The following is a 14457-nucleotide window of genomic DNA, read 5'->3' on the forward strand; positions in this document are numbered from 1 at the left end:
GTAAACAATAACTCTACTACGGAAAGCCCTCTTTATTTTGGCGAAGGTATTGTACTAGAAGACAATTTTTGATGACAAGTGCAGGGTTGGGAGCAGCATTTCTTGTTCCTGCAATGCTTAAAGCGAAGAGAACCATTGCAGCTTCGCCGCAGATATCAAAATTTACAGAAGCTCTACCCATACCGTTTCCTAGTGGATCACTCACTACTTTAGCAGTAGCACCTAGTTCCCACTCGTTCCATAAGAACTTAGGAGCCGCTCCCACATGGGGCTACGGTGGTGCTGAGTACCTTGGACCGACAATTGAAGTCATAAGAGGCACACCGCTTAGACTCACCGTGAAAAATGAACTTGGGTCTCACCCTTTGCCACTTGACACAAGGTTGCACGGCGTGTTGGAATCTGACAAAACTAGCCCACGGATATCGTTGCATCTGCATGGGAGTAACACTGAACCACAAAGCGATGGTTATCCGACAGACACATTTACCCCAGGGGAGTCTTACGTATATAACTTCAACAACAACCAGGAAGCAGCGACATTGTGGTATCACGACCATGCGCTTGGGATCACTGGCCAAAATGTGATGGCTGGACTAGCTGGATTCTATTTGCTCAGAGACATTGATGATCCTGCTGGAGGCAATGGACCACTTGGTCTTCCTTCAGGACCTCCTTATGAGATACCACTAGTTTTGCAGGATCGGGTATTCAACCCTGATGGCTCAATATATCATCCCGAATTTTGGGAAGTGGAGTTTCTTGGCGATGTTGCTACCGTCAACGGCAAAGCGTGGCCAAACCTTAATGTTGATCGCACCTTGTACAGATTCCGAATCGTCAACGGCTCCAGCTCGCGAACCTATAATCTGAAGTTGTCATCGAACCAGCCAATTATTCAAATTGGTACTGATGGGGGTTTTTTGAATACTCCAGTGTCATTGTCTAGACTACTGCTATCTTCTGGCGAACGAGCTGACATAGTAATTGACTTTTCTAACAATTTACCAGGAGACAAAATCATTTTGGAAAATGAGGCGATCGCACCGTATCCAGAGGGTAGAGCCAACACAGTACTAGGTAGTTTTTTATTGCCAGAAATCATGCAATTTACTGTTAATACAGGCGCTCCTACTCCTAAAGTTATTCCCCAAACATTGCGATTGCATAAACCACTCATTACACCAATTGCTACTACACCTGTGCAACAGAGGTTTTTGACACTGGTAGAGATCCCTAGTCCAACTAGACCGCTTGTAGTGCTACTCAACTATGTCTACTGGGACGAGGCCGAGAATTATCCTGAAATGCTGATGGAGCGTCCAAAGGTGGACACGGTGGAGCAGTGGAATATTATTAACCTACAACCTGTTGCCCACCCGATGCACTTGCATCTGGTTTTATTCCAAATTCTGAATCGGCAAAAGATCAATACAACCCAGTACATGAAAGCATACCTTGCCACTGGTTCTCGCACAGTACTCACACATCATGCACCTGGTGGACCAACAGTGCCAGCTAACTACCCACCGCCTGATCCAACCCCCTTTGCAATTGGTCCGGCCAGACCTCCAGCACCAAATGAGACTGGATGGAAGGATACAGTGCTAGTCAATCCAGGCGAAGTTACCCGCCTGATCGTCCCATTTGGCGCTCAAGCTGCGGAGAATCTACCTTTTGGCAACTCATTCACTGGGCGCTACGTGTGGCATTGCCATATGCTTGAACACGAGGACAACGAGATGATGTTGCCCTTTGAGGTAATATCGTAGCTTTTACTAGAATCAGCTTGTTTCTACAAAAATCATTAAATTTTTAGTTTTTATCGTAATTGTCATGACAAAAGTAATTGAGAGTGAATTCAATAACTCTTTCGACACCAGACAATTTCTATCATCTGATGCTGGTACTGTATATGGACAACTTAGCTATAATGACATTGACTTTTTTACGATCTCAGGCCTTAATCCTGGAACTTTGTTTACCGCAGAAATAACCTCAGAGTCAGTTGATCCACTTTTGGGATTGGTTGATAATTCTGGTAATATTCTGGCAATAAATGATGACCAAGCTGATGATAGTGTTCTACCTGTAATAACCGGAATAGTACCAACAGATGGCAGTTTGAATTTTGCAATAACTGGCTTAAGAGATACTAAACTGATAGGCGATCACTTTGAATTCGGTTCTTATACACTGTCATTCGACACGTTTACTCTTCCCAAATCCTATCCTCACCTAACGGTTATTAACGGTGGCTTTGAAAACGGTGATTTTACTGGATGGACAACACTAGGCGCAACTAGTATTGAAACAGCAACATTTAACAGTGGTCCAAGTGAAGGATCTTCCCAGGCCTTATTGTCAACTGGGGGAGTCACATTTTCTGATGCAATTATAGAAACGTTCCTTGGTTTAGAAACTGGAAGCCTGGATAATTTTGGCAATGGGGATGTCACTCAAGGTTCAGCTATTCGGCAAATATTCACAGCAAATGCTGGAGACATTTTAACTTTCGATTGGAGTTTGCTGACAAATGAGAGCGCACAAGTGTTCCCTAATAACGATTTTTTCTTCGTTTCAATCAGTTCTGAGTCAGAATTAGCTGACACGAAGTTCTCATCATTGGTGACTTCCTCAACAACAGAGTTTTTTGCAGAGACTGGCTTGCAAACTTTTTCTTTTACAATACCAACTACTGGAACATACACTTTGGGACTCGGAGTCGCAGATGTGGGAGATAACACTGTTGATTCCGGATTATTGATTGATAATGTTACACTCACCTCTGTCTGTAACTATGGAGTCTCGACAGGCTCTAATTGTTGGTGTTAATTGCGATCGCTCTCACTAAATTTGTTCTTAATTTAACGATCTTAACTGGTAAAAAATTTTTTGAAGTGAAAACTTGAATACAGAGTGTTCCTGCCCAGCAAAACATGTTGAGAGCCTGTAATGCAAGTAAGGTTAATTAATATTTTTGGAAAAACAACTTATGAACTCTTTGCAAATTCTGCGGAATTACGGGCAGTCTGTCTGGTTAGACTACATTCGACGCAGCTTGATAACCAGTGGCGAACTGCAACGCTTGGTGGATGAAGATGGATTGTGTGGTGTCACGTCTAACCCGACTATTTTTGAGAAAGCCATTGCTGGCAGCACCGACTATAATGATCCACTTATTAGTCTTGAGCAGCAGCAAGACATGGACGCCATGTCGCTCTATGAGCAATTGGCGATTAGCGATATTCAAAATGCTGCTGATATTTTGCAGTCTGTCTATCAGCAAACAAAAAAGCGTGACGGCTACGTTAGCTTGGAAGTTTCACCTTACCTTGCTCACGATACACAAGGCACAATCGCTGAGGCGCAACGACTTTGGCAAGCTGTTGGGCGTGAGAACGTCATGATTAAGGTTCCGGCAACTCCTGCTGGTATCCCTGCAATCAAACAACTGATTAGTGAGGGGATCAACGTTAACGTCACACTGCTATTCTCTCAAGAAACCTACGATTTAGTCGCAAATGCTTACATCAATGGTCTAGAAGCCTTGGCCGCGCAAGGTGGAGATGTAAGTAAGGTAGCCAGCGTTGCCAGTTTCTTTATCAGCCGCATTGATACTGCGATTGATGCGATCGCCACTCATCGCATCCAGACAGCTACCAGTCCCAGAGAACAGGCGTCTTTGCAAAGCCTCATAGGTAAAGTTGCGATCGCCAATGCTAAATTAACTTATCAACGCTACCAAGAAATCTATCACAGCGCTCAGTGGCAATCATTAGCCAATCAGGGCGCACAAACACAACGACTTTTATGGGCTAGCACCAGTACTAAGAATCCCCTGTATCGCGATGTGCTTTACGTAGAGGAACTCATCGGTTCAGACACAGTAAACACCATTCCTCCAGCAACATTTGAGGCGTTTCGCGATCATGGACAACCACGTCGTGGCAGCTTGAAAGAGCATCTAGAAGAAGCGCATGACACAATGGAAACCCTCTCTCGGCTCAACATCTCAATGCAAGAGATTACAGAACAGCTCTTGACAGAGGGAGTACAGTTATTCACTGAAGCATTTGACAAATTGTTAAGTGTTGTCGAGAAAAAGCGTGAAGCGGTGCTAGGTACAGCCCTAGATCGGCAAAGTTACTATCTGCCTGATGACCTAGCCAAAAGTGTGGAAGCATCCGTGAAAGATTGGCTCACCAACAACAAAGTACGACGGTTGTGGGCGCGAGATGCGTCGCTCTGGACAAATGAGGACGAGAGCCGTTGGTTAGGCTGGCTTGGGATCACTGAAGATCAATTGGCCCACATTGACCACCTCAAAAAACTGGCCGAAGAAGTTAAAAGTAGAGGTTTTAAAGACGCAGTAGTACTAGGAATGGGCGGCTCTAGTCTGTGTCCGGAAGTGATGAAGCTCACCTTTGGCAGGGTGCTGGGCTACCCTGAACTACACGTGCTGGATTCAACAGACCCAGCTCAGATCAAAGCAGTTGAAAATAAATTGGATCTGACCAACACTCTGTTCGTTGTATCCAGTAAGTCGGGTGGTACTTTGGAGCCAAACATCTTTAAGCAGTATTTCTTCGAGCGGGTACAGCAGGCTTTGGGTACAGAAGAAGCAGGTAAACGCTTCATTGCGATCACCGACCCTGACTCGAAACTTCAGCAAATAGCACAAAGTGACGGCTTCCGTAACATTTTCTTTGGCTTACCCAGTATCGGTGGCAGGTACTCGGCCTTGTCAAATTTTGTCATGGTATCTGCGGCGATTATGGGTGTTGATGTCGCGAAATTCCTCGACTACGCTGAGGAAATGGTACATTCTTGTGCTGCGACTGTTCCAGCTACAGACAACCCTGGTGTAGTATTGGGAACAATTCTGGGTGTGCTTGCTAACCAAGGTCGAAACAAAATCACCCTGATCATCTCCCCGGCTATTTCAGATTTAGGTGCATGGTTAGAGCAGTTACTTGCTGAATCAACAGGTAAAGACGGCAAAGGATTGATTCCTATTGACCAGGAACCCTTGGGGACACCAGAGATGTACGGCAGCGATCGCTTGTTTGTCTACATTAAGCTGGAGACTAATTCCAATTTAGAGCAAGATACAATAGTCGATGCTTTAGAACAAGCAGGACAGCCTGTAGTACGCATTTTAATCCGAGATGCCTATCAACTAGGTCAAGAGTTTTTCCGTTGGGAATTTGCCACCGCCGTTGCAGGCTCGATTATTGGGATTAATGCCTTTAATCAACCGGATGTGGAAGTGAGCAAAATTGCCACGCGACAATTGACATCCAAGTATGAACAAACGGGTACACTTCCACCAGAGACACCAATACTTACAGAAAACCATATCCAGTTGTTCACTGACCAGAAAAATGCAGCAGCACTCTTGAAAGCAACGAGCGATCGCTCGTTGATTGGCTATCTGCGGGCGCACCTAAACCGCATCCAAGTCGGTGATTATTTTGCTCTGCTGGCTTATGTTGAGATGAACGAGTTGCACCAAGCACAACTACAAGCAATTCGGCAAGCTGTTCGCGATGCCAAGCAAGTAGCAACTTGTTTAGGCTTTGGTCCCCGCTTCTTACACTCCACCGGACAAGCATATAAGGGCGGGCCCAATACCGGTGTGTTTTTACAAATTACCTGCGATGCAAGTGTAGATTTACTTGTTCCTGGGCATAAATATAGTTTTGGTGTAGTCAAAGCAGCTCAAGCACGAGGTGACTTTCAGGTATTAGCAGAGCGATCGCGACGGGCTTTGCGAGTGCATTTAGGTTCAGATGTGCAAGCAGGTTTAACTACTTTACAAACGGCTATCAAGCAAGTCTTGTTCTGAATCAGCAAACTCAAGGAGAATCATATGCAACTGGGCATGATTGGTCTAGGACGCATGGGTGCAAATATCGTCCGACGTCTGCTCAAAGACGGACACGAGTGTATTGTCTACAATCGGACTCCCGACAAAGTCAAGCAGCTAGAAAGTGAAGGGGCAATAGGAACTACTTCTGTAGACAATTTCGTCAATCGACTCACTAAACCTCGTGTTGCTTGGGTAATGGTACCGGCTGGTGAAGCAACAGAGCAGATAGTTATGGAACTAGCACAGAAAATGGCACCAGGCGACATCATTATCGACGGTGGTAATTCCTATTACAAAGACGATGTGCGCCGTGCTAAGGTTTTACAAAATCTGGGCGTAAACTACGTAGATGTGGGAACCAGTGGTGGGGTGTGGGGGTTAGAGCGAGGCTACTGCTTAATGATTGGCGGCGAGCGAAGGATTGTTGAACATCTAGATCCAATTTTTCAAACGATTGCACCTGGACGAGGTGACATTTCCCGTACGCCAGGACGCGAAAAACTGAGCAGCACAGCAGAAGATGGCTACTTGCACTGTGGCCCCAATGGTGCTGGACATTTTGTCAAAATGGTTCACAACGGTATTGAGTATGCCCTGATGCAAGCTTATGCTGAAGGCTTTGATATCTTCCGTAATGCCAACTCCCCAGAACTGTCTGAAGCTTATCGCTATGATCTAAATGTAGCAGACATTGCCGAAGTCTGGCGTCGAGGCAGTGTTGTAGGTTCATGGCTACTAGACTTAGCCGCGATGGCTCTGGTTGAAAACCCAACACTGTCTGAATATACAGGTTTTGTACAGGACTCTGGTGAAGGTCGCTGGACAATTATGGCGGCCATAGAGTCAGCCGTACCTGCTGATGTGCTATCGGCATCACTTTACACACGTTTCCGCTCACGACAGGAACATACTTTTGCTGAGAAGTTACTGTCAGCGATGCGATACAAATTCGGTGGACACATAGAGCAAAATGCAAGGGCTTGAACATGACTGATAAATGGCTAGATCGACCTGGTGATCCCTGCGTCATGGTAATCTTCGGTGCTGCTGGAGATTTGACTAAGCGTAAGTTGATTCCAGCTCTGTATAACTTGGCACAAAGCAGCCTGTTACCCAAGGAGTTTGCCGTCCTGGGAGTGGCTCGTGCTCAGATGAGTACTGATGACTTCCGCCAGAAAATGAGTCGGGACATTTATGAGTTTGCGACTAGCTCAGTCGATGCACAGCTTTGGGATGCGTTTGAAAAGCATTTATACTATCTGTCTGGTGATTTTCAAGACCCTGATACTTACGAGCAGTTGCAAGAACTCCTAGCAACTGTAGATCAAGAATGCGGTACAGGTGGCAATTACCTATACTACTTAGCAACAGCACCTAATTTCTTTAACGATATTGTGTGGCAACTAGGGACTAGTGGGCTAGTTCGTGAAGAAGAAGGTATGTGGCGGCGGGTAATTATTGAGAAGCCCTTTGGACATGATTTTGATTCGGCTCGCGCTCTGAATAAAAATATCAGTGGTGTCCTGCAAGAAAGCCAAGTTTACCGCATCGATCACTACCTCGGCAAAGAAACGGTGCAGAACATTGGTATCAGTTTACAGTTTGGTGCAAAGGTTCCCGGACCTAGTGTACGCATGGGTACGGTAGAGATGAATTTTGCATATGCTGACTATTTTGGCACTCAGCCAAGTACTGGCTATGAAACACTGCTTTACGACTGTATGATTGGTGACGCCACCCTATTCCAGCGATCTGACAATGTTGAAATAAGTTCTCACCAACGGTAGTATCAACTTTTGATCATTTACTTGACAACGTAGCCAAGATTGTCGGTGTTAGCGATGACCTAGAAGCAGTAGCGCGATGCGAAGCTGAAACCCAACGAAAATTTAGAGAGCAGGTGTGTTGCGAAACTGGCGCAAGTTCAGGTGGTACAGAGCAAGTCTCTGCTGCTCGCTCACAACCTTATTATCTGGACGTAACCCATCCACATGCTAATAAAGGGTTTGTTATCGAGCGCCTGTCACAGATGCTGGCAATTCCCACTCAAGAGATTGCAACTATCGGGGATATGCCCAACGATGTGCCAATGTTCTCGAAAAGTGGTCTGAGCATTGCGATGGGCAATGCTAGTCTTGAGGTGCAGCGTGCTGCCAAATATGTGACAACCTCTAATGAAGATGAAGGCTTTGCCAATGCAGTAGAGCGTTACATCTTAAATAGCCAGAGTTCAACTTACACCCCCAAAGAAGTTTATCAGATGGGAGCAGAAACAAGATGAACAAATCTGTGCAAGAAATCCTCAACTGGTATGGTAGCGACAATCCAGGAACGCTAACCAATCTGTCCCGACTACTAAATCACGGCAAGCTTGGGGGAACTGGCAAGTTAGTTATCCTGCCAGTAGATCAGGGCTTTGAACATGGACCGGCGCGTAGTTTTGCTCCTAACCCAGTTGCATACGACCCTCGCTATCACTTTGAGCTAGCGATCGAGGCTGGCTGTAATGCCTATGCTGCTCCTTTGGGTTTTTTGGAAGCAGGAGCGCGGGAGTTTGCTGGCGAGATTCCCCTACTGCTCAAGGTCAACGATCATGATGTCTTGCTTGATGAGCAAGATCCTCATCAGGCTCTGACTGGCAGCGTGGCCGATGCATTACGCTTGGGGTGTGTGGGTATTGGCTTTACTATCTACCCCGGTTCGACACATCGGATGGAGATGTACCAACAAATCCGCGCCTACGCCGAAGAAGCCAAGCGCTGTGGTTTGATAGTGGTGATTTGGGCTTATGCCCGTGGCTCTGGTTTGAGCAAAAAGGGTGAAACTGCCATTGATGTGATCGGTTATTCTGCACAAATTGCTGCCCAACTGGGCGCACATATTATCAAGGTCAAATTGCCAACTGCACATATTGAGCAAGAGGCAGCACGCAAAGTTTACGAAAAAGAGCAAATTCCTATTGGGACACTGAGCGAACGAGTGCGTCACGTCGTGCAGTGTACTTTCAATGGCCGACGTATTGTCATTTTCTCTGGTGGTCCAACCGAAAGTGATGAAGTCATACTTGATGAAATTCGCTCTATTCACTATGGTGGCGGATTTGGATCGATTATCGGACGCAACTCATTCCAGCGCTCCAAGTCTGATGCGGTGCAGCTACTCAACGCCATCATAGAAATTTATCAAGAGGTTGCTTAACCTTTCACTTCTAAACAAAACTAAGGAGATCAAAATGGCTAACGTATTAATAGTATACTCAACAGACTACGGCAATACACGGAAGATGGCTGAGGCGATCGCTTCCGGTGCGATGTCAGTTCTGGGAACTCAAGTCTCAACTAAGTTAGCAGAAGAAGTGACAACAGATGACTTAATCGCCTGTGACGCACTTATTATTGGAACACCTGTTCACATGGGAAGTCCAGATTGGCGGATCAAAAAGTTTATCGATACAGTATGCGGTCGAGTCTGGATGAAAGATAGCATGATTGGCAAAGTTGGAGCAATATTTACTACCGGCGGTGGCTATGGAAATGCTGGCGGTGGATGTGAACTTACTATGCTGGCTTTACTAAATAACCTTGCTCAGATGGGGATGGTTATAGTTCCTCTTCCCAAAAATACCCCAGGCTACCATTTAGCTGGACTACAGTGGGGACCTTACGGACGATCAGCAGGGGAGATGATGGAGCAAACGGGTGTCACCGAAGAGAGACTCGAAGTAGCAAGATATCACGGAGCAAATGTATCTAGAATCGCTTCTGCTCTTAAAGGTCAGGATTTGTTTGCCAAACCAATTCCAGTTTCAGTTTAATGCAATCAACAATGTAGAGCGTTAAAGACTAAAAGATAAAAGAAGGTTGTAGGTTAGGTTAAATTAATACTCTGTCACGCCAACTTTGCATAGTTTGTAGTCAGGACTTTAGTCCTTTTTAAGCGCTGAAGCACTTACTACAAACAACACCTACCAGAGTATTAGTGATTCTAATCTATGACCTTCTTTTCTTAATTAAAAATCTGAACAGAGATCACCTTACTTTCAGAGGACAATAGAGATGAAGCTAGAAGGTAAAGTAGCTTTGGTAACTGGTAGCAGCCAAGGAATTGGTCAAGCTATCGCAGTGCGTCTTGCTCAAGAAGGCGCAGATATCGTGATTGACTACCGCAGCCATCGCCAAGGTGCTGAAGAAACTCTAACTAAAGTACAGGACACAGGAAGCTCTGGTTTGATTATTAAGGCAGACTTAGGTATAGTCAGCGAAGTCCATCAGTTGATTAAGTTGGGTATTCAACACTTCGGCAAGCTCGATATTTTAGTTAATAACGCTGGCATTGAAAAGAGCGCTGATTTTTGGTCAGTATCAGAAGCAGATTATGATGCAGTCTTGAATGTTAACCTCAAAGGTGTATTTTTTGCAACTCAAGCTTTTGTCCAGCACCTAATTGAGACTAAACGAACTGGAAAGATTATTAACATTAGTTCAGTGCATGAAGAACTCCCATTTCCACATTTTACTTCTTACTGTGCTAGCAAAGGTGGTGTCAAAATGATGACACGTAACTTAGCGATTGAGTTGGGACCTTTGGGAATTACGATCAACTCTGTTGCACCAGGAGCTATTGAGACCCCAATTAATACTAAGCTTTTAAATGACCCACAGAAGTTAGACGCTGTACTTAAAAACATTCCCTTGGGTCGCTTAGGTAAGCCACAAGATGTAGCTTCAGTAGTTGCTTTTCTCGCCTCTAATGATGCTGATTATGTAACAGGTAGCACTTTCTTTGTAGATGGTGGACTACTCTGGAATTATCAGGAGCAATAGCCCGTTTTAGTCCTTCCTAGTGGAGAAATAAGTAAAATAAGAAATTAAAGTGTGGTCAATTCCAAAATCTAAAATTTAAAATCTAAAATCTAAAATCGAATGACTCAAGAAGAAGCAAGGTTGGCAGCCCAGCGCGATCGCACAGCATACTGGAAGCGTTGGGGGCCTTATTTAAGTGAACGGCAATGGGGAACAGTACGAGAAGATTATAGCACAACAGGGGAAGCCTGGGACTACTTCACCCATGACCAAGCTCGCTCTCGTACTTATCGATGGGGAGAAGATGGGATTGCTGGAATTTGCGATAATCATCAACGACTTTGTTTTGCGATCGCTCTGTGGAATGGTGAAGACACTATTCTTAAAGAGAGAATGTTTGGTTTAACCGGAACAGAAGGCAATCATGGGGAAGATGTCAAAGAATATTATTTCTATCTAGACAATACCCCTACTCACTCCTACATGAAATGTCTTTATAAATATCCTCAAGCCGCTTTCCCCTATACCCAATTAGTCGAAGAAAATCGCAACAGAAGTCGCAATGACCCAGAATTTGAACTGCTCGACACAGGTGTGTTTGCTGATGATCGCTACTTTGATGTCATTGTAGAGTATGCAAAGAATTCACCTGAAGATATTTTAATTAAAGTTAGTATCACCAACAGAGGCCCAGAAACAAAAACGCTGTATTTTTTGCCGACTCTGTGGTTTCGCAACACTTGGTCTTGGAACTCCAGTAAAGAAAAGCTCACAAAGCCTTTTCTCAAGGTGTTCAAATCTGACACTAACTTAAGCATTATAGAAGCTTCTCATCCAACATTAGGAGAAAGATGGCTGTACTGCGAGGGTACAACCCAATTGCTTTTTACAGAAAACGAAACCAATAATGAAAAATTATTTGGCGTGAGTAATGCTTCTGCCTACGTCAAAGATGGAATTAATGACTATGTAGTCCATAATCGAAAAGAAGCTGTTAATCCCAATTTGATCGGTACTAAAACCTCAGCGTATTACAAATTGTCAATTGATGCAGGTGAAACCAAAACAGTGCGATTGCGGTTGAGTGACATCTCTCCATCGCGTCCTTATCAAGAAGAAAGTGTGGAACCCTTCGATAACAAGTTTGAGGAAATTTTTCAAAATCGAATCTCACAAGCCGATGAATTTTATCACCGCATTTGTCCTTTTCAATTATCTGAGGATATGCGGAGTCTACAACGACAAGCATTTGCTGGGATGTTGTGGAGTAAGCAGTTCTATTACTACGTAGTAGAAGAATGGCTAAAGGGCGATCCTGGGAATCCATTACCACCACCCGAACGCAAGCATGGCAGAAATCATGAATGGATTCATCTGTTTAATGATGATATTCTCTCAATGCCGGACAAGTGGGAATATCCCTGGTTTGCAGCTTGGGATTTGGCATTTCATTTGCTTCCATTGGCAATGATTGACCCAGATTTTGCCAAGTACCAATTGGATATACTGACGCGGGAATGGTACATGCACCCTAATGGTCAAATTCCGGCCTATGAATGGGCTTTTGGCGATGTCAATCCACCTGTTCATGCTTGGGCTGCTATGCGTATTTATCAAATAGAAAGAAAAATATATGGTCGCACTGATCAACAATTTCTGGATTGCTTTAGGTGCTCCTTTTGTTGGGATTGCAATTGACCGACTCGGACGTAAACCTTTGCTCCTATTCTCATTAGTTCTTTACGCAATTGCAGGGAGTTCAGGATTTTTACTTAGCAACCTGGAGTCAATTTTGCTCGGTCGAGCTTTCTTGGGCATTAGTGTAGCAGGAGTAATGACAATAGCAACCACTTTAATTGCTGACTACTACAGTGGACCTGCACGAGCGCAATTCCTGGGTTTACAAGCAGGATTCATGGGTTTGGGAGGAGTTCTATTTTTGTCTGTGGGTGGCTTTCTAGCCGATGAGAATTGGCGATCGCCATTCTTAATTTACTTGATGGCGCTAGTTTTTATACCTTTTACAGCCGTTTTTATCCCAGAGCCACAACGGAACCAATCCAAAACAGCAACCAATGCTACCAACATACCGCAGCAATTTCCTACCAGTATTGTGGTGTTTACCTACAGTATTGCTTTAATCACACAGATAGTATTCTACCTGATTCCAACCCAGCTGCCGTTTTATTTAAAGCAAATTGCTAATGCAAGTCCTTCTCAAAGTGGTTTGGCGATCGCTCTATTAACCCTATTTTCAGCGATTAGCTCTATCCTTTATCGGCAATTCAAAGCTCGTTTAGGGTTTACTGCTATTTACGGTATTGCTTTTGTTAATATGGCGCTTGGTTATGGATTGATCAGTTGGGCAATTAACTATACTGTAGTTTTGATAGGGTTAGCGATCGCGGGCTTAGGATTAGGGCTACTCATGCCTAATATGAATCTTTGCTTAACTTCTGTGACTCCTGACGCTTTTCGAGGCAGGGTTGTGAGTGGTATCACTACATTTTTCTTTCTAGGACAATTTCTCTCACCTCTGCTGAGTCAACCTCTGAGTTATTCGGTAGGTCTTGGTGCAACCTACGGTCTAGCTGCCGGATTAATGCTAATCTTAACCGGAGCGATCTTAGTCGTATTTTGGCGCTGGCGGTAATATCGAGTATGGCGCAATTTAGATTTCTTCGACAAGCGTTTTTCTTTTTTCAGTTCATCAATTGCAATTGGATAAGCAGTATCGTTATTCTAGCCCTTTTGTCACCTGATCACGACAAGGGCTTTCATGTTCTTTTAATTTGTTTGATAAATACTTATGAGTTAGCATTACAAAGGCGTACAACAACGATTTAAAAGTATATCTTTTGCGTAAAAACTCTCCTGTTTTGTCAGACTTGCATTCTACGCTTTGCTTGCATGTATCTCAGTTTTTTTTAATAGAAAATCTGTGAAGTTGTGACTAATCAAGATAATAACGAACTTGCTGTTGTTAAAGGGGCTATTCCCAAAACTCTTAAGCTTCAGTTCAAAGTTCTTTGCGTAAAAAAAGAATTACAAATGAGTGCCGTGCTGGAAGATTTGATCAGACAATGGATACAAACAGGTGCACCTATTCCTGAAGTTTATGATGATTTGCTTAACGAAGAATCTGAGGATGTTAAGGGATATATCCCAAAATCATTAAAGCTGAGGTTCAAAATTATTTGTACACATAAACGACTCAAAATACGCTTTGTTCTGTATGCACTCATTCAGGAGTGGGTAGAGACAGCTTTACAACAATCAAGATGTAAAATGTAAGCATTAAAGTCCCCGCACATTGGAAATCTGAGGCTATACACATCAAGTCCACATATGTGGATGAATTGTAGTGTGCATAGATTCTCTAATTGGAGTCAACAGGCGATCGCAAATCATTTGTCTTTTGCCTGATTTTGTCGAACGGTAAGCCCCTCCACCTCTATATCCGCCTCTATACGATAACTATTAAAGTTCCAAACTAAAGGTATTGTTCAAAAAACCGGATGCAACATTCTATTTACCACAGGCGCAATAATTTCCCAAAAAGCAAGGAGGAGTAGACAAGCGGACACTTGAGCTCTTTTTTCAGGCTTTCAACATAGAATTTGATAAAACTTGCTATACAAATTCAGATCCATCCCAGCGCCAAGATTGGGGAGAAGCACTTTGTGTATCGGTTTTTTATGGACGTACAGAAGAAATTACTACCTTCAATACCTTCGCCAAATTTATGAACTGGTAGAACAAGGATCGGCAGGGTGGATG

At 44.0% G+C, this 14457-nt stretch carries 11 protein-coding genes and 1 pseudogene; all 12 read left to right on the forward strand.

Features of this window, described 5'->3' with window-relative positions; all coding sequences use genetic code 11:
* Positions 1-71: 71 nt before the first annotated feature.
* The 12 genes and pseudogenes from AC5JMK_RS05190 (at position 72) to AC5JMK_RS05245 (ending at position 13971) form a co-directional block, all read left to right on the forward strand.
* Positions 72-1772: a multicopper oxidase family protein gene (locus tag AC5JMK_RS05190; protein ID WP_096679834.1), complete on the forward strand. Its 1701-nt coding sequence runs from the start codon at positions 72-74 to the stop codon at positions 1770-1772.
* Positions 1773-1836: 64 nt separating this feature from the next.
* Complete coding sequence (locus tag AC5JMK_RS05195; RefSeq protein ID WP_096679659.1) at positions 1837-2835, forward strand: hypothetical protein; 999 nt, start codon at positions 1837-1839, stop codon at positions 2833-2835.
* 160 nt (positions 2836-2995) lie between these two features.
* Positions 2996-5851: a bifunctional transaldolase/phosoglucose isomerase gene (locus AC5JMK_RS05200; protein WP_495909541.1), complete on the forward strand. Its 2856-nt coding sequence runs from the start codon at positions 2996-2998 to the stop codon at positions 5849-5851.
* Positions 5852-5875: 24 nt separating this feature from the next.
* Positions 5876-6859, forward strand: a complete 984-nt coding sequence (gene gnd, locus AC5JMK_RS05205) for a phosphogluconate dehydrogenase (NAD(+)-dependent, decarboxylating) (RefSeq protein WP_096679655.1) — start codon at positions 5876-5878, stop codon at positions 6857-6859.
* A gap of 2 nt (positions 6860-6861) precedes the next feature.
* Positions 6862-7662, forward strand: a complete 801-nt coding sequence (locus tag AC5JMK_RS05210; protein ID WP_495909542.1) for a glucose-6-phosphate dehydrogenase (NADP(+)) — start codon at positions 6862-6864, stop codon at positions 7660-7662.
* Positions 7663-7700: 38 nt separating this feature from the next.
* Positions 7701-8156, forward strand: coding sequence for an HAD hydrolase family protein (locus AC5JMK_RS05215; RefSeq protein ID WP_495909546.1), 456 nt, complete (start codon positions 7701-7703; stop codon positions 8154-8156).
* The gene (locus tag AC5JMK_RS05220; RefSeq protein WP_495909543.1) at positions 8153-9073 is read left to right on the forward strand and encodes a class I fructose-bisphosphate aldolase; all 921 of its coding nucleotides are present in this window, start codon (positions 8153-8155) and stop codon (positions 9071-9073) included. The genes AC5JMK_RS05215 and AC5JMK_RS05220 overlap by 4 nt, the downstream gene beginning before the upstream one ends.
* 34 nt (positions 9074-9107) lie before the next feature.
* Positions 9108-9689, forward strand: a complete 582-nt coding sequence (locus tag AC5JMK_RS05225; protein WP_495909544.1) for a flavodoxin domain-containing protein — start codon at positions 9108-9110, stop codon at positions 9687-9689.
* A 241-nt stretch (positions 9690-9930) separates the two neighbouring features.
* A complete protein-coding gene (locus AC5JMK_RS05230; RefSeq protein WP_096679645.1) occupies positions 9931-10698 on the forward strand; it encodes a glucose 1-dehydrogenase in 768 nt (255 codons plus the stop codon).
* 99 nt (positions 10699-10797) lie between these two features.
* Positions 10798-12339 (forward strand): annotated as a pseudogene (locus AC5JMK_RS05235) (MGH1-like glycoside hydrolase domain-containing protein); the annotation flags it as partial.
* A complete protein-coding gene (locus AC5JMK_RS05240) occupies positions 12311-13330 on the forward strand; it encodes an MFS transporter (RefSeq protein WP_495909545.1) in 1020 nt (339 codons plus the stop codon). The pseudogene AC5JMK_RS05235 and the gene AC5JMK_RS05240, both read left to right, overlap by 29 nt.
* 296 nt (positions 13331-13626) lie before the next feature.
* Positions 13627-13971 (forward strand): hypothetical protein, encoded by a 345-nt coding sequence (locus AC5JMK_RS05245; RefSeq protein WP_096679639.1) that lies wholly within the window; start codon positions 13627-13629, stop codon positions 13969-13971.
* Positions 13972-14457 lie beyond the last annotated feature (486 nt).

This window comes from Pelatocladus sp. (genome assembly GCF_059505505.1).